This is a genomic window from Streptomyces lydicus (assembly GCF_000717345.1).
GTDB classification, from domain to species: Bacteria; Actinomycetota; Actinomycetes; order Streptomycetales; family Streptomycetaceae; genus Streptomyces; species Streptomyces lydicus.
Genome location: NZ_JNZA01000034.1, coordinates 1 through 14,747, shown reverse-complemented (window position 1 = coordinate 14,747; position 14,747 = coordinate 1). Strand labels below are relative to the sequence as shown.

The 14,747-nt window shown below is 72.6% G+C and carries 18 protein-coding genes; 15 read left to right on the top strand and 3 right to left on the bottom strand.

Going from position 1 to position 14,747, the window contains the following annotated elements:
* Positions 1 to 40: 40 nt before the first annotated feature.
* From OO62_RS27615 to OO62_RS27595, 5 genes are all read left to right on the top strand, one after another.
* Positions 41 to 1,540 carry an MFS transporter gene (locus OO62_RS27615; protein ID WP_033270331.1) on the top strand — a complete coding sequence of 500 codons (1,500 nt, stop codon included), beginning with the start codon at positions 41 to 43 and terminating at the stop codon, positions 1,538 to 1,540.
* A gap of 169 nt (positions 1,541 to 1,709) precedes the next feature.
* Entirely contained in the window at positions 1,710 to 2,336 is a 627-nt protein-coding gene (locus tag OO62_RS27610; protein WP_033270330.1) for a TetR/AcrR family transcriptional regulator, read from the top strand.
* The gene (locus OO62_RS27605; protein ID WP_033270329.1) at positions 2,323 to 3,015 is read left to right on the top strand and encodes a peroxiredoxin-like family protein; all 693 of its coding nucleotides are present in this window, start codon (positions 2,323 to 2,325) and stop codon (positions 3,013 to 3,015) included. Before OO62_RS27610 ends, OO62_RS27605 begins: the two co-directional genes overlap by 14 nt.
* 131 nt (positions 3,016 to 3,146) lie before the next feature.
* Positions 3,147 to 3,398: a hypothetical protein gene (locus OO62_RS27600; RefSeq protein WP_033270328.1), complete on the top strand. Its 252-nt coding sequence runs from the start codon at positions 3,147 to 3,149 to the stop codon at positions 3,396 to 3,398.
* Between the two features lie 11 nt (positions 3,399 to 3,409).
* Complete coding sequence (locus tag OO62_RS27595) at positions 3,410 to 4,576, top strand: flotillin family protein (RefSeq protein WP_033270327.1); 1,167 nt, start codon at positions 3,410 to 3,412, stop codon at positions 4,574 to 4,576.
* 85 nt (positions 4,577 to 4,661) lie between these two features.
* On the opposite strand, the gene OO62_RS27590 is transcribed toward OO62_RS27595, so the two are convergent.
* On the bottom strand, positions 4,662 to 5,159 hold the full coding sequence (locus tag OO62_RS27590) for a MarR family winged helix-turn-helix transcriptional regulator (protein ID WP_033270326.1): 498 nt from the start codon (positions 5,157 to 5,159) through the stop codon (positions 4,662 to 4,664).
* A gap of 292 nt (positions 5,160 to 5,451) precedes the next feature.
* Here OO62_RS27590 and OO62_RS27585 point away from each other — a divergent pair, with 292 nt between their 5' ends.
* Positions 5,452 to 6,699 (top strand): cytochrome P450, encoded by a 1,248-nt coding sequence (locus OO62_RS27585; protein WP_033270325.1) that lies wholly within the window; start codon positions 5,452 to 5,454, stop codon positions 6,697 to 6,699.
* Between the two features lie 58 nt (positions 6,700 to 6,757).
* Positions 6,758 to 6,952, top strand: coding sequence for a ferredoxin (locus tag OO62_RS27580; RefSeq protein ID WP_033270324.1), 195 nt, complete (start codon positions 6,758 to 6,760; stop codon positions 6,950 to 6,952).
* A gap of 98 nt (positions 6,953 to 7,050) precedes the next feature.
* Here the strand turns inward: OO62_RS27580 and OO62_RS27575 are convergent, their stop codons facing one another.
* Complete coding sequence (locus OO62_RS27575) at positions 7,051 to 7,473, bottom strand: nuclear transport factor 2 family protein (RefSeq protein ID WP_033270323.1); 423 nt, start codon at positions 7,471 to 7,473, stop codon at positions 7,051 to 7,053.
* Between the two features lie 88 nt (positions 7,474 to 7,561).
* On the opposite strand from OO62_RS27575, the gene OO62_RS27570 reads away from it, so the two are divergent.
* The 3 genes from OO62_RS27570 (at position 7,562) to OO62_RS27560 (ending at position 9,969) form a co-directional block, all read left to right on the top strand.
* Positions 7,562 to 8,131, top strand: a complete 570-nt coding sequence (locus OO62_RS27570) for a PadR family transcriptional regulator (RefSeq protein WP_033270322.1) — start codon at positions 7,562 to 7,564, stop codon at positions 8,129 to 8,131.
* A gap of 255 nt (positions 8,132 to 8,386) precedes the next feature.
* Positions 8,387 to 8,740: a hypothetical protein gene (locus OO62_RS27565; RefSeq protein WP_033270321.1), complete on the top strand. Its 354-nt coding sequence runs from the start codon at positions 8,387 to 8,389 to the stop codon at positions 8,738 to 8,740.
* Positions 8,741 to 8,913: 173 nt separating this feature from the next.
* A complete protein-coding gene (locus tag OO62_RS27560; RefSeq protein ID WP_033270369.1) occupies positions 8,914 to 9,969 on the top strand; it encodes an NAD(P)-dependent alcohol dehydrogenase in 1,056 nt (351 codons plus the stop codon).
* 19 nt (positions 9,970 to 9,988) lie between these two features.
* On the opposite strand, the gene OO62_RS27555 is transcribed toward OO62_RS27560, so the two are convergent.
* Positions 9,989 to 12,247 carry an MMPL family transporter gene (locus OO62_RS27555; RefSeq protein WP_078617385.1) on the bottom strand — a complete coding sequence of 753 codons (2,259 nt, stop codon included), beginning with the start codon at positions 12,245 to 12,247 and terminating at the stop codon, positions 9,989 to 9,991.
* Positions 12,248 to 12,454: 207 nt separating this feature from the next.
* Between OO62_RS27555 and OO62_RS27550 the strand changes: the two genes are divergently transcribed.
* The 5 genes from OO62_RS27550 to OO62_RS27530 form a co-directional block, all read left to right on the top strand.
* Positions 12,455 to 12,778: an ArsR/SmtB family transcription factor gene (locus OO62_RS27550; protein WP_033270320.1), complete on the top strand. Its 324-nt coding sequence runs from the start codon at positions 12,455 to 12,457 to the stop codon at positions 12,776 to 12,778.
* 12 nt (positions 12,779 to 12,790) lie between these two features.
* Entirely contained in the window at positions 12,791 to 13,024 is a 234-nt protein-coding gene (locus OO62_RS27545) for a hypothetical protein (RefSeq protein WP_033270319.1), read from the top strand.
* Positions 13,025 to 13,149: 125 nt separating this feature from the next.
* Positions 13,150 to 13,638: an LAETG motif-containing sortase-dependent surface protein gene (locus OO62_RS37120; protein WP_129322993.1), complete on the top strand. Its 489-nt coding sequence runs from the start codon at positions 13,150 to 13,152 to the stop codon at positions 13,636 to 13,638.
* Between the two features lie 23 nt (positions 13,639 to 13,661).
* Positions 13,662 to 14,372 (top strand): RNA polymerase sigma factor, encoded by a 711-nt coding sequence (locus tag OO62_RS27535; RefSeq protein WP_033270318.1) that lies wholly within the window; start codon positions 13,662 to 13,664, stop codon positions 14,370 to 14,372.
* Positions 14,369 to 14,747 (top strand): hypothetical protein (locus OO62_RS27530; protein WP_033270317.1); only part of this gene is annotated, 379 nt, incomplete at its 3' end. The genes OO62_RS27535 and OO62_RS27530, both read left to right, overlap by 4 nt.

The window sequence follows — 14,747 nt, the reverse complement described above, 5'->3', positions numbered from 1 at the left end:
GTCTCTGTTTGTCGGACGGGGGCTGTTCGACGCTTACCTCATGACCCAGACCCAACCCTCAGGCGCCACGGGGCAGCAGTCCGCGCCGGTGCGGCCGGCGACGCCGCAGGCAGGACCGCCCTCCGGTGCGGCCGGAGGGGCGGCGCCGTGGCGGGCCCTGACCATCGTGCTGGTCGGGGCTTTCATGGCCGTTCTCGACACGTTCATCGTGCTGGTCGCCGCCCCCGCCATCCAGGCCGATCTGCACTCCACGCCCGCCGACATCCAGCTCATCCTGGCGGGCTATCAGCTCACCTACGCCATCGCACTGATCACCGGCGCCCGCCTCGGCGACCGCTTCGGCCGCAAGCGGCTGTTCATGATCGGGATGGCGCTGTTCACGCTGTCGTCCGTGGGCTGCGCGCTGGCGCCGGACTCCGTCAGCCTGATCGGTGCGCGGCTGGTCCAGGGGCTGAGCGCGGCGGCGATGTTCCCGCAGGTCTTCGCGATGATCCAGGTACTGATCCCGGCCGAGAAGCGCCCCAAGGCGTTCGGTGCGCTCGGCGCGGTCATCGGCATGTCCACCATCATCGGCCAGCTGCTCGGCGGGGTGCTGATCTCCGCGGACCTCTTCGGCTCCTCCTGGCGGCCGGTGTTCTGGGTCAATGTGCCCGTCGGTCTGGTGACGCTGCTGCTGGCCGCGCTGTTCGTGCCCGAGTCGCGCGCCCCGGAGGCCCGCCGGCTCGACCTGCCCGGCGCGGTCGTCCTCACCGTGGCGCTGTTCCTGCTCGTGGTGCCGCTGGTCGAGGGGCGTTCGTACGGCTGGCCGCTGTGGACCTGGCTCAGCCTGGCCGGCAGCGCGCTGGCGTTCGCGGTGTTCGGGCTGGTGGAGCGGCGGGTGGACGCCGCGGGCGGCGCCCCGCTGATCCAGCTGGGGCTGCTGCGGGAGCGCCCGTTCGCGGTCGGCATGACCCTGGTCGTCCTGGCCTACGCGGGCATCAACTCCTTCTTCCTCATCCTGTCGCTGACGCTGCAGGACGGCCTGGGGATGGACGCGCTCGGCGCCGGCCTGGTCTACACGCCGCTCGCCGTCGCCTTCTTCGCCGCCAGCCTGATCGCCGGCCGGCTCGCCCGCTTCGGGCGCCGGGTGCTGCAACTCGGCGGCCTGATCGGCGCGCTGGGGTTCCTGGGCACGATCTTCCTGGCCGTCAGCGCCGGCTCCGCGCTGACCGCCTGGGAGCTGGCACCGACGCTGATCCTGGTCGGCGCGGGCAACGGTCTGCTGGTCACGCCGCTGCTGAACGCGGTGCTCAGCAACGTGGGTCCCCGGCACGTGGGGATGGCCTCCGGCGTGCTCTCCACCGGTCAGCAGATCGGCGGCGCGGTCGGCGTGGCCATCGTCGGCGTCCTCTACTACAACGCGCTCGGCGGCGCCGCGCACAACGACGCCGGGGCGTACGGGCACGCGCTGACGACCGCGGTGGTCTTCAACGTCGTACTGTCCGCCGCGATCTCGGCGCTGCTTCCGCTGCTGCCGAAGCCGGGCTCCCGGCGCGCGTAGCGCCCGCCCCCTCCACCGAACCGGTCCCTCCGCGCCCCCCGACGCGGAGGGACCGGTTCCGCATGTTTTCCACAGGGCTTCCCCCAACTCCCTTGCGCCGTCGACCGGTTCGCGTATCTTGGAATGACCGTTCCCAGTTGGGTCGGAGCGCGAAAGGAGCAGGCTCGCCATGCCCGACATCAAGCACTTCAACCCCGACGTCGTGCTCGACGACGCCCTGCAGATCTTCTGGCGCCAGGGCCTGCCGACGACCGGCATCCAGGCGCTGGTGACCGCGACCGGCCTCAGCCGCTCCAGCCTCTACGCGACCTTCGGCAGCAAGGACGGCCTCTACGCCGCGGCGCTGGAGCGCTACATAGCCCAGCACTCGGCACCGGCCTTCGCCCGTCTCGCGGCGGCGGACGGGGGGCTGACCGCGATCGAGGAGTTCTTCGCCGGGCTGATCGACGTCAGATGTTCCGGTCCGGTCGCCGGCTGGGGCTGCATGGTCACCAATGCCTACGCGGGCCCCGAGTGCGCCGACCCCGGTATCCGCACCCTCCTAGAGGCCCACCACACCACCCTGGAGCGCGCCATGCGGGCGGCCCTCGGCAGCGCCGCCGGGCTGGGGCAGCTCCCGCCGTCCACGGACCTCGACGCCGCCGCGTCGGTGCTCGCGACCCTCGCCTACGGCGTCAATCTGCGCTCCCGCGCCGGTGCCGACGCGAGGGCGCTGACCGACACGGTGACCGCCGCCCTGGCCCCGCTGCGCGCCCACCCCACACCACAGGAGCACCCTCACCATGAGCCTTCGTGACGAACTCGCCGCACTCGCCGCATCGTTCCGCACCCGCCACCCCGAAGTCCCGGCCGCGTCCCGTGCGGTGATGGAGCGCGCGGCCCGTGACCTGGCCGCCTCCGGACAGGCCGCCCGGGCCCTTCGGACCGGCGACAAGGCGCCCGGCTTCCGCCTCCCCACCGCGACCGGCGAGACGGTGTCCCTGGAGACCCTGCTCGACGCCGGGCCGGTCGTGCTCACCTTCTACCGCGGCGCCTGGTGCCCGTACTGCAACCTCGCCCTGCGCGCCCTCCAGCAGCAGCACGCCGGGATCACCGCCCGCGGCGCCCGGCTGGTGGCGGTCTCCCCGCAGATCCCCGACGAGTCCCTCACCCTCGCCGAGAAGCACTCCCTGGAATTCGACGTGCTCAGCGACCTCGGCTCGGATACCGCGGCCCGATACGGCCTCGCCTTCGACCTGCCCGACGACCTGGCCGCCGTGTACGACTCCTTCGGCTTCGACCTCCAGCACGTCAACGGCGGCCACTCCCGGACCCTGCCGCTGCCCGCCACCTACGTCATCGACCGCGACGGCGTCATCCGCTGGTCCTTCATAGACACCGACTACACGGTGCGCGCCGAGCCTGCCGACCTCCTCGCCGCACTCGACGCGCTGCCCTCCGCCGAGTCCCCCGGCGCGGCTCTCCGCAAGGAGTAACGGCAGGTCTTGACGGGAATTTGATCGCCGCGCACGGCCCGTTCAACTCGCCGCCGTCCCGCCATAGGCCCCCGCGGGCGGGGGCGCTATGGTCGGTTTTCCAGGTACGTAACGGGGGAGGGCAGCCGCTGATGGCACAGGACGATGCCGTGATCGGCTGTACCGGAGTGCTGCTGATCGGCACTCGCGGGGCTGCCGGTCCCGGTGAGGTCCTGGTGCGGGTCAGGGGCGGCTCCGAAACGTTCCTCGCCTGGTCCGCCGACCCCCTTCCGGTGGGGGCGACCGTGCTCGTGATCGATTCCCGTGGCCAGCGCCAGGTGGACGTCATGGAGTGGGCCGATCCGTTGGACGCGTCGGCCGGCGATGCCGGCGACGCAGGTTGAGGAGACGAAGCATGTTCGGTTACCGCGTACCTGCCCCCGATCAAGCGATGCTGATCTCGGGAGGCAGGCGTGGCCAGGGCGGCGCGCCGTTCCGGGTGGTGACCGGCCACGGCAAGTTCGTGCTGCCGGTCTTCCGCAAGGTCCGTTTTCTGACGCTGGCGATGTGTGAGGCGGAGGTCGCCGAGAAGTGCGTGACCCGGCAGGGCATCGCCCTCACGGTCCGCGCCGTGATCGCGTTCAAGGTCGGCAACGACACCGAGAGCATCGTCAACGCCGGTCAGCGCTTCCTGTCCGACCAGGACCAGATGTCGGTGCTGACCGGACGGATCTTCGCCGGCCATCTCCGGTCCATCATCGGCTCGATGACGGTCGAGGAGATCGTCACCGAGCGGCAGAAACTGGCCACCGAGGTCCTGGAGACGTCCAAGACCGAAATGGCCAAGATCGGTCTGATCGTCGACTCGTTGCAGATCCAGTCCATCGACGACGGCGACACCGGTTACATCGAGGCGATGTCCGCCCCGCACAAGGCGGCCATCCAGCGGCAGGCGCAGATCGCCCAGGCCAAGGCCACCCAGGCGTCCGTCGAGGCCCAGCAGGAGGCCGCGCGGAACCAGGCCGAGTACTCCCGGCAGACCGCCGTGGTCCAGGCCGAGTACTCCGCCGAGGTGGACCGCGCCCAGGCGCACGCCGCCCAGGCCGGTCCGCTGGCCCAGGCCAACGCCCAGCGGGAAGTCCTCGCCGCCCAGACCGAACTGGCCGAGCGGCGGGCCCAGCTGCGTCAGCAGGAACTGGTCGCCGAGGTCGTCAAGCCCGCCGAGGCGGAGGCCGAGCGCATCAAGCTGCTGGCCCTGGCCGAGGCCGAGCGCATGAAGATCCAGGCCGAGGCCGCCGCCTCGTACGACCGGGTGGCCCTGGACCGGATGCTCATCGACCAGCTCCCGCAGATCGTCAAGGAAGCCTCCGCGGGCCTGGCCAACGCCAATGTCAACATCCTCAACGGCACCGACGGCCTCGGTGAGGTCGCCGCCGGCCTGGTCGGCCAGGGCCTGACCATCCTGGACTCGGTCCGCCGCAACCTCGGCTCCCCCGACGCCCAGAACACCAAGACCGACAAGAACGGCGCCGCGGCCTCCGGCGGCACCCAGGGCCACAGCGGCCGGGTCGAGATCGAATAACCACGGCCACCGAGGGGGCGGGGGCCGGCTGTTCCGCCCCGCCCCTACCTCTCCGCCCCGCCCCTACGTCATGTGCCGTACGCCGCTACGCGCCCCGGCCGCGCGGCCGGTCCTCCTCCGCGTGCTTGTGGCGGGCCCAGGCCACCAGGTGGTTGAGCACCGCGACGGTGGTGGCGATGTCGGAGTCGTCGAATCCGTCCAGGGCCTCGTGCAGACCGGCCTGGCTGCTCTGCTGGAGGCGCCGGAGTATCGCCCTGCCGTGCGGGGTGATGGCGACCTTGCGGGCCCGGCGGTCGAGCGAGTCCGGGGTGCGCTCGACGAGATCCTGCGACTCCAACTGGCCGATCTGCCGGGTGACATGAGGCGGCTCGACCATCAGCGTCGCGGCCAGATCGCCGACCCTGCTGACGCCTCCGCAGTCCTCCAGCGCCATCAGCAGCCACAGGTCGGAGCGTGCCGCCGTGACGCCCGCCCGGGCCGCCTGGCGTTCGTGCGCCCGGGAGCGGGTGAGCAGGTAGGACAGCGTGGCCAGCACTCTTTGCAGTGCGGCGGTGGGGTCCTGGTCTCTTCCGGGGTCCGGCATGCAGGCACTGTAGCGGCCCCTGGAACGACGGGATCCGTACGCGGACAGGCACGCTGCGTACCGCTCTGCGCTCGCTTTGAGCCAACCTCGCGCACGCCTTGATCTGCCCTTCCCCGCCTCGTTCGGGGTGAGTTAACGTGTCGACAACTTAGTTGCTTAACTTAGGTAACTAGCTGAGTTCTCACCGGGGACGGACCGTTCCGTCCAGGCCCGTGAGCCCGTCGAGGAGTGGCGCCACCCGCACCGTTCGTCACGGCGCACGCCGTGTCCCGACCGTGGAAGGACCAGCCGCATGACGACTGCAGAACGTACCGACGCGGAGCGCGAGACCGGCCCGGGTGCGCGCACCGCCACCCCCGCCGCCCTCGCCGTACCGGCCGCCCGGGCCGGCGGCTGCCCCTTCGACCCGGCTCCCGAGATCGAACGCGCGCGCCGGGAGGAACCGGTCACCCGGGCGACGCTGTGGGACGGCTCCTCCTGTTGGCTGGTGACCCGGCACGAGGACGTACGGGCGGTCCTCGGCGATCCGCGCTTCAGCGCCGACGCGACCCGGCCGGGCTTCCCCTTCCTGACCGCCGGCGGACGCGAACTGGTCACCAGCACCCCGACGTTCATTCGCCAGGACGACCCCGAGCACGCCCGGCTGCGCCGCATGCTCACCGCCGACTTCATGATCAAGAAGATGGAGGCGATGCGCCCCGAGGTGCAGCGCATCGCCGAGGAACTGCTCGACCGGATGACCGACGGCCGCGACGCGGCCGACCTGGTCACCGAGTTCGCGCTGCCGCTGCCGTCGCTGGTGATCTGCCTGCTGCTCGGCGTGCCCTACGAGGACCACGCCTTCTTCCAGGAGCGCAGCCGGATCCTGCTCAGCCTCCGCTCGGCACCCGAGGAGGTCCGCGCCAGCCAGCAGGAGTTGCAGCAGTATCTGAGCCGGCTCGCCGAGTCCAAGCGGCACACGCCGGACGACGGCATCGTCAGCCGGCTGGTGGCACGCGGCGAGCTCGACAACGGGGACATCGCCTCCATGGGACGGCTGTTGCTGATCGCGGGCCACGAGACCACCGCGAACATGACCGCACTGTCCACGCTCACCCTGCTGCGCAACCCCGACCAGCTGGCCCGGCTCCGCGAGGACCCGTCACTGATCAAGGGCGCCGTGGAGGAGTTGCTGCGCTATCTGACGATCGTGCACAACGGTCTGCCGCGGGTCGCGACCGAGGACGTCAGCGTCGGCGGCGTCACCGTCCGCGCGGGCGAGGGCGTGCTGTGCACGCTCAACTCCGCCAACCGTGACGAGGCGGTCTTCCCCGGCGGCGACGCCCTCGACGTCGGCCGCGACGCCCGCCGCCATGTCGCCTTCGGCTTCGGCGTCCACCAGTGCCTGGGCCAGCCGCTGGCCCGGGTGGAGCTGCAGATCGCCCTGGAAACCCTGCTGCGCCGGCTGCCCGGGCTGCGGCTCGCCGTCCCCTTCGAGGAGGTCCCCTTCCGGCACGACATGGGGATCTACGGGGTGCACGCGCTGCCGGTCGCCTGGTAGCCACGACCCCGCAAGAATCGCCCCACCACCCTTTTCGTACGCCTCACTTGGGAGAACCATGCGCATTCACGCCGACCAGGAGAAGTGCTGCGGCGCCGGAAGCTGTGTGCTGGCCGCGCCGGACGTCTTCGACCAGCGCGACGAGGACGGCATCGTCGTCGTCCTGGATGCCGAGCCGCCGGCCGCGCTGCACGACGCGGTACGCGAGGCGGCGGCCATCTGCCCGGCCGCGGCGATCTCGCTGACCGGCTGAGCCCGCGTAAGCGGCCGGGTCAGGGCGGGCCGACCGGCCCCCGCACCCCCGCGCACGCCGGCCCCCGCACCATCCACCGGGGGGCCGGCCCGCGGGCCCTACGGCTGGGGCACCAGCCCGTCCGCGACCAGCCCGGCCAGCACCGCCTCGCCCAGCGCCTGCACCGCGGACTGCGGCCGCACCATCACCGTGAACTCCTTGATCCGGCCCGCCTCGTCGAACTGGAGCAGATCGATGCCGTGGATCTGCTTGCCGTTGACCGTGGCCCGGAAGATCAGGATCTCCGAGTCGGCGGTCCCGCCCGCCGCCGTCTCCGCGCGGCCGGCCAGCTCACCCACGTAACGGAAGTCCTCGAAGGTGCGCAGCAGCACCCCGAACAGCCCCAGCACCATCGGCCGCCCCTCGAAGGGCGTGAACTTCACCGGGCTGTAGAGGCGGACGTCCTCGGTGAACAGCTCCGCCACCCCGTCCAGTTCGCGTGCCTCCACCGCCGCCTTGAACCGCTCCGCGGTCGTCGCCATGCCGTCGTCCCCTCTCGTGTGTGCCCATCCCACCTAGTCGCGACTATGATTAGTCAGATTCTTGAGTATGGGAAGGGGTGGCCGGGGCATGGCTCTCAAGCACGCGGTGCTGGCGGCGCTGCTGGACGGCGAGTACAGCGGCTATCAGCTGGCCAAGGCGTTCGACATCGGCGTCGCCAACTTCTGGCACGCGCTGCCGCAGCAGCTGTACGCCGAGCTGACCCGGCTGGAGGCGGAGGGGCTGGTCGCCGGGCGTCAGGTGGTCCAGGAGACCCGGCCCAACAAACGGCTGTTCCATGTGACCGACGCGGGCCTGGCCGAACTGGAGCGGTTCGCCGCGGGCTCCGCCAAACCGTCCTTCATCCGTGACGACCTGCTGGTCAAGGTGCAGGCGGTGGACCGGATCGACGCCGGTCCGGTGATCGAGCAGCTCGACGAGCGGGCCCGGATCGCGGCAGCCAAGGCCGAGGTCCTCGGGAAGCTGCTGGTGCGGCTGCGCGGTGACCGCGACGAGGCCGATTTCCTGGCCCACGGCACCCGGATCGGCCCGTATCTGACCTGCCTGCGCGGTCTGGGCTTCGAACGGGAGACCCGCGAGTGGTGCGAGCGGATCGCGGACGTCCTGCGGGCCCGGATCGCGGCGCCCCAACGGCCGTAGCGCTGGGGCCGCGTCGACGCCCCGCGGCCGCCGGCCCGGAACCCCGGAGAGCCCCGGCTCCCGGCTCCCCGCTCCCCGCTCCCGGCTCCCGGCTCCCGGCTCCCGGCTCCCGGCTCCCGGCTCCCGCTCGTACAACGCTCGACGGATCGATTCACCGGTCCTCCTTCGTGTGAGGCCGGACATCTCCGTACATCTCCGGGCACGCGCCTGGGCAGCCCACCTTCCGCACGGACACCGGAAGAGAAGGGACGCCCCATGCGTCTGCACCGCCCCGCCACCGTCGCCGCCACCGCCGTCGGCGCCCTCGCGCTCGCCCTCGCCCTGCCCGCCGCGCCGGCCGGCGCCGCCACCGGCCCGTTCACCTACGTCTACGAGGACTCCAGCGGGCCGCACGTCGGCGTGCTGTCCGATCCGGCCAGCCGGGAGTGCATCACCCTCCCCGAGGTGGCCGCCGAATTCGTGCCGCCGGCCCACTCGCCGCGCAACTACACCGATGCCACCGCGACGGTCTTCACGGGACCCGACTGCACGGGCGACTTCTTCAGCCTCCGGCCGCACGGCGGCCACGCCTCCGACCGGCTGAAGCTCCGCTCGGTGGTCTTCTCCTGATCCGGGACCGGGCCCCGGCCGGCGCGGTGAACCCTCACCCGCCGACCGGGGCCCACCCATGACCGGGATCCGGCCCGTCCCCCCCGGAGGGGGGTTCTGCCAGTGCTAGGCACGGCGTGCATATGTTCAAGCGGCTCTGGCTGGAAGAACCGGAGGGTCGCATTCTCGTTGGCATGACCCACACCTCTGTCTCCGCGTACGCCGCACCCGCCCCGAAGGCACCGCTGGAGCGGATCACGATTCCGCGCCGCGAGCTGGGTGCCCACGACATCCTCATCGAGATCAAGTACGCCGGCATCTGCCACTCCGACATCCACACCGTGCGCGCCGAGTGGGGCGACGGCGGGAACTTCCCGATCGTCCCCGGCCATGAGATCGCCGGTGTGGTCGCCGAGGTCGGTGCCGAAGTGACCCGCTACACGGCCGGCGACCGGGTCGGCGTCGGCTGCTTCGTCGACTCCTGCCGGGAGTGCGAGAACTGCCGGGCCGGGCTGGAGCAGTACTGCACCGGTGACCTCGGCAACGTCGGCACGTACAACGCGACCGGCCGGGACGGCGAGCCGACCTACGGCGGTTACTCCACCCACGTCGTCGTCGACGAGAACTACGCGCTGCGCATACCCGAGACCATTCCGCTGGACGCCGCGGCCCCGCTGCTGTGCGCCGGCATCACGCTCTACTCGCCGCTCGCCCACTGGCAGGCCGGCCCCGGCAAGAAGGTCGCGGTCGTCGGCCTGGGCGGCCTCGGCCACATGGGCGTGAAGATCGCGCACGCGATGGGTGCGGAGGTCACCGTCCTGAGCCAGTCGCTGCGCAAGAAGGACGACGGCCTGCGGCTGGGCGCGGACCACTACTACGCGACCTCCGACCCGGCCACGTTCGAGGCGCTGGCCGGCACCTTCGACCTGATCGTCAACACCGTGTCCGCCAACCTGGACCTGAACGCCTACCTCGGGCTGCTGCGCACCAACGGCACCCTGGTCCAGGTCGGCGCCCCGGAGAACCCGCTGCCGGTCGCGGCCTTCGCGCTGATCCCCGGGCGCAAGTCGCTCGCCGGGTCGATGATCGGCGGCATCGCCGAGACCCAGGAGATGCTCGACTTCTGCGGTGCGCACGGGCTGGCCGCGGACATCGAGGTGATCAGCGCGGACCGGATCAACGAGGCGTACGAGCGGGTGCTGGCGAGCGACGTCCGCTACCGCTTCGTGATCGACGCCGCGACGATCTGACCGTCCGCCCTCCCGGCGTTCACCCGTCGGCGAGCGCGACGCGCCGTCCGGCGCCCTTCCCGGCGCCGGACGGCCACCAGCTCGCCCGCCCCAGGAGCATCAGCGCGGCGGGCAGGATCATCACGCGGATGACGAAGGCGTCCAGCAGCACGGCCACCGCGAGGCTGAAGCCGATCTGCTTCATCTCGGCGAGGTGCAGCAGCATGAAGCTGGCGAAGACCGTGACCATGACCGCCGCCGCGCTGGTGACGACCTTGGCGGAGGCGCCCAGACCGTGCAGCACCGCCTGCCGGGTCGGGACGCCGCGCAGCACCTCCTCCCGGATGCGGCTGACCACGAACACCTGGTAGTCCATCGACAGGCCGAAGAGGATCACGAAGAGGAACAGCGGCACCCGGGACCCGATGGCGCCGGTCGCGGCCTCGTCGACGCCGAACAGCACGCTCGCCAGGCCGTGTTGGAAGAAGACCACGACCAGGCCGAAGGCCGCCGCCGCGGACAGCAGATTGAGCGCCACGCCGAGCAGCCCGATGACGACGGAACGGAAGACCAGGGCCGTCAGGAGGAAGGTCAGCAGCAGCAACGCGCCGACGACCAGCGGGAGCTTGGCGTCCTGATGGGCCAGGTAGTCGGTGTCGTGCGCGACGTCCCCGCTGACCGCGAACCGCGCGCCGGGCACCGCCCCGACCGTCTCCGGCAGATAGCGCGTACGCAGCCGATCGAGCGAGCGCCGCGCCTCGGGCGAGCTGACCTTGTGGGGCGACGACAGCTCCATGGTGGTGGTGCGGTGGTCCCCGGAGGTGCGCACGAGCGGGGTCCGGACCGTGGCGTAGAGCGGATCGGAGGCCGTCCGTGCGTTCAACTTCCGCAGTGCGGACGCCACTTCGGAGGACCGGTCGGCGGGCGCCCGGACCACGATCTGGTGCCGCACCCGCAGGTCGGGGAAGGCCGCGGTGAGCCGGTCGTAGGTCCGCATGGCGGGGATCTCGCGGGAGTGGCTGTCAACGTTGAGGACCCGCAGCTGCATGCCCAGGGCGGGGGCGGCCAGGCCCAGCATCACCAGGACGGAGACGCAGAGCGTGGCGGCCGGGTGCCGGCGCGCCGGGAGCAGCAGGGCACCCCAGACGCGGCCCTGCCCGTCGGGCCGGTGCCGCTCGGCCGGCCGGCGCCCGTTCCGGCGCTCCCGGTTTCCGCGCCGGGCCGCGCGGCGTTCGGTCCGCCGGGCGAGCACGACCAGCAGCGCCGGCAGCGCGGTCAGCGAGCTGAGGACGGCGGCCAGCACGACGATGACGGTGCTGGTCGCGAGCGAGGCGAAGACGACGTCGGTGGCCAGGTAGAGCGTGGCGGTGGAGACCACCACCGCGAGGCCGGAGACCACGATCGCCCGGCCGGAGGTGGCGGCGGCCAGCTCCACCAGCGCCTCGGCGCCGAGCCGGCCGCCGGACCGGGCCCGTTCCTCGCGTTCGCGCTTGAGGTAGAAGAGCGTGTAGTCCACCCCGACGGCCATGCCGATCAGGATGATGACGTTGTTGCCGACACCGGCGTCCGGCAGGACGTGGGAAACCACCATGGACAGGCCCATGGCGGCCGCGATCGAGGACAGCGCGAGCAGCAGCGGGACCGCCGCCATCAGCGCGGAGCCGAAGACGGCCAGCAGCGTCAGCAGGGTGATGGGCAGGGTGAGCGCCTCGGAGAGGGCCAGGTCCTGGTCGCGCTGGTCGTCGAGGCCGACGGAGATCGACGGACCGCCGGTCTCCGCCACCCGCAGCTGCGGGTGGCTGCGCTGGACCGCCGCGGTCTGCGCGGCCAGCGGGGCGACATGACGCTTGGCGTCCGCCGCGGCGCCCTTCATGGTCACCGCGACCCGCAGTGCCCGGCCGTCGGCCGAGCGGACCGGATCCGCGACCCCGGCCACCTCGGGCAGTTTCGCCATCCGGGCGGTGACGTCCCGTACGGCCGCCTCGGCGGCGGCCCGGTCCAGCGGCCCGGACCGGGCGGTGATCAGCACCTGTTCGACCCCCGGGCGGTCCAGGTGCCCCTCCGCGGCGAGGGTTTCGGCGCGGCCCGCCTCGCCGACGCGGTAGTCCGCCGCGGTGGCCTGGTGGGTACCGAGCGCGGCGCCCACCCCCAGGCACAGCACCACGAACGCCAGCCATCCGGCCAGCGCGCGCCAGGGGTGCCGGGCACTCCACACCGCGACGCGTACGGTCACCGGCCGCCGGCCCGCCGGCCGGTCCCCCTTCGGCCGGAGCCCTCCCGGCCGTTCGTGCACGGTCATCTCCACTTGCCCTCCCCCTTCGCATGCGGTCGCCCCCATGGGCACCTGTCAGTCATGACTTACATGTAAGTGGAGAATTACAGGTGTCACAGCAAAGCGTCAACCGTAAGATTGTGGCGGCCGGAGGGCGGCGGACCTGTTTGACAGTCCGTCGCGGCATGGGACAACCTCCGCTGACAGGCGTCCGGAACGGCGAGAAGGTGGGCCATGAACAGCGAGGAGCTGCTGGCCCTGCTGTCCGCCGTGGGCCATGCGCAACGACTGCGGGTGATCGCGGAGCTGGCCGACGGCCGGCTGTACGTCAGCGAGCTGGCCCGCCGCCTGGAGATGTCCCGGCCGCTGCTCTACATGCATCTGGACCGGCTGGAGAAGGCCGGCCTGGTGGTGGGGCGGCTGGAGCTGTCCGAGGACGGCAAGGCGCTGAAGTACTTCGAACTCACGCCGTTCGAGCTGAAGCTGAACGTGGCCACCGTCCTCGCCGCCCTCCACGAGGACGCGGCCGCGGGGGCGGCACCGGACGAACGACCCTAGGGGGACGCCCACATGAGCAGCACCATCATCCCGATAGCGGTACTCCTGATCCTCTTCGCCTCGGTCACCACGATCGTGGCCTCGTACTTCAAGCTGCAGCGGCACCGCGCGGACGCCGCGGCGCTGGCCGAGTACCGCAAGCTCGCCGAGCGGGTCACCGTCCAGCAGGAGACGGTGAGCGCACAACTGGCCGAACTCGGCACCCGGGTCGAGGCGGTCGAGAAACTGCTGCGCAGCGTCGGCTGAAACCGGCCCCCGGCGGGGCCCGGAAAAATTTCCGCACCCTCCGGCAACCCCCGCCGCCGCCGCACGTCGTGACGGGTGAGGGCGCCAACAGGCGCCGCCCGTCGAAGAACGTGGAGCAGCCGACCGTGAAGTCTTCCCGTACGACCCCCGCCGCCCGCCCCTCCGCCCATCGCAGCCGCCGGCGCGGCGCGGCCGGCGCCGGGCTGATCGCGGCACTGGCCCTCGCCGCGCTGTCCACGGCGGGCCCCGCGCACGCCGACGACCGTACGAGCACGGCACCGCCGACGGCCACCCCGTCGGCCGGCGCCTCCCACACCCCCAGCCCCCGGCCCACCCTGCCCGGAGGCCCGCGGCCGACCGCCGAACCCAGCTCGCCCGCCAGCTCCCGGCCCACCGCCGAACCCAGCTCGCCCAGCAGCCCCCGCCCGAGCGCCGAGCCCACCCTGCCGCCCAGCGCACAGCCGTCGAAGCCCGCCAAGAGCAGCGGCAATGGCAAGGAACTCGCCCACACCGGCGCCTCCTCGACGACCACCGCGGTCCTCGGCGCGAGCGCCGCGGCACTGATCGCCGCGGGCGGCGGCACCGTCTACGCCGTCCGCCGCCGGCGCGGCTGAGGACCACCAGGCCCGAGGAATCGATGGAGTACTCCGCCGGCCCGCACACCGCCCCGGTACGGTTCGCCCTGCCGGGGCCCCGGCACGCCCTGTGGCGGTGGCTGCTGCGCACCGTCCGCCCGGCGTCCGCCCACCGCGAGGCCCCGCACCGCACCGGCCGCCCGGCCCGCCACCCCGCGGCCGGCCCGCCGGCCCACCGCCCGCACGCCCTGCCGGACGAAGGCGGCGGCGCACCCCCGCCCGACCCCCGGCCCACCCTCAGCGACCTCTACCACGCCCACCGGCTCACCATGGTCCGGCTGGCCGTCCTGCTCGTCGACGACCGCGCCACCGCCGAGGACGTCGTCCAGGACGCCTTCGCCGCCCTCTACAAACGCCACGGCGAACAACTCGGCGAGGTGGACAACGCCCTGGCCTACCTGCGCACCGCGGTCGTCAACGCCGCCCGCTCCGTACTGCGCCGGCGCCGCACCGCCCGCGACTACACCCCGCCGTACGAGGCCGACGCACCGTCCGCCGAGGAGCGCATCGTGCTGGACGAGGAACACCGCGAGGTCCTTGCCGCGCTGAACGGACTGACCGCGCGCCGGCGGGAGGTCCTCGTCCTGCGCTACTGGGGCGACCTGACGGAGGCCCAGATCGCCACGACCCTCGGCATCAGCCGCGGCTCGGTGAAGTCCCTCGCCAGCCGCGCCCTGGACTCCCTGGAAAAGATCTTGGAGGCGCGGTCATGAACGGCCCCGGAACCCCGCCCGAGCGGCCCGTCGAGGAACGGCTGCGCCGCGCCTTCACCGCCCGCGCCGACAGCATCGGCCTCCGGGACCTGCGACCCGCCGCACCACCGGGCCCGTCCCCGCGCCGCGGGCTGCCGGCCCGCCTCTCCGGGCCCTGGCTGCGCCGCTTCGGGCTGCCGCTGGCGGTGGCCGCCGCGGCCGCCGCCGCCGTGCTCGGCCGCCTGGCCGCCAACCCGGACGACCCGGCACCCCGCCCCGTACCGCCCGCCACCTCGCCGAGCCCCCTCGGCCCGTCCCCGTCCCCCTCCCCCACCGACCCCACCGCACAGCCCTCCCCCGACCCCCCGCCCACGTACCCCGGCCGCACCACCGACC

Coding starts and splice junctions, on each gene's coding strand:
- OO62_RS27565 (WP_033270321.1), top strand. CDS start 8,387: ATGCGTCTGCACCGCCCCGCCACCGTCGCCGCCACCGCCGTCGGCGCC.
- OO62_RS27570 (WP_033270322.1), top strand. CDS start 7,562: ATGGCTCTCAAGCACGCGGTGCTGGCGGCGCTGCTGGACGGCGAGTAC.
- OO62_RS27585 (WP_033270325.1), top strand. CDS start 5,452: ATGACGACTGCAGAACGTACCGACGCGGAGCGCGAGACCGGCCCGGGT.
- OO62_RS27560 (WP_033270369.1), top strand. CDS start 8,914: ATGACCCACACCTCTGTCTCCGCGTACGCCGCACCCGCCCCGAAGGCA.
- OO62_RS27590 (WP_033270326.1), bottom strand. CDS start 5,159: ATGCCGGACCCCGGAAGAGACCAGGACCCCACCGCCGCACTGCAAAGA.
- OO62_RS27605 (WP_033270329.1), top strand. CDS start 2,323: ATGAGCCTTCGTGACGAACTCGCCGCACTCGCCGCATCGTTCCGCACC.
- OO62_RS27580 (WP_033270324.1), top strand. CDS start 6,758: ATGCGCATTCACGCCGACCAGGAGAAGTGCTGCGGCGCCGGAAGCTGT.
- OO62_RS27545 (WP_033270319.1), top strand. CDS start 12,791: ATGAGCAGCACCATCATCCCGATAGCGGTACTCCTGATCCTCTTCGCC.
- OO62_RS27575 (WP_033270323.1), bottom strand. CDS start 7,473: ATGGCGACGACCGCGGAGCGGTTCAAGGCGGCGGTGGAGGCACGCGAA.
- OO62_RS27610 (WP_033270330.1), top strand. CDS start 1,710: ATGCCCGACATCAAGCACTTCAACCCCGACGTCGTGCTCGACGACGCC.
- OO62_RS27600 (WP_033270328.1), top strand. CDS start 3,147: ATGGCACAGGACGATGCCGTGATCGGCTGTACCGGAGTGCTGCTGATC.
- OO62_RS27550 (WP_033270320.1), top strand. CDS start 12,455: ATGAACAGCGAGGAGCTGCTGGCCCTGCTGTCCGCCGTGGGCCATGCG.
- OO62_RS27615 (WP_033270331.1), top strand. CDS start 41: ATGACCCAGACCCAACCCTCAGGCGCCACGGGGCAGCAGTCCGCGCCG.
- OO62_RS27595 (WP_033270327.1), top strand. CDS start 3,410: ATGTTCGGTTACCGCGTACCTGCCCCCGATCAAGCGATGCTGATCTCG.
- OO62_RS27535 (WP_033270318.1), top strand. CDS start 13,662: ATGGAGTACTCCGCCGGCCCGCACACCGCCCCGGTACGGTTCGCCCTG.
- OO62_RS27555 (WP_078617385.1), bottom strand. CDS start 12,247: ATGACCGTGCACGAACGGCCGGGAGGGCTCCGGCCGAAGGGGGACCGG.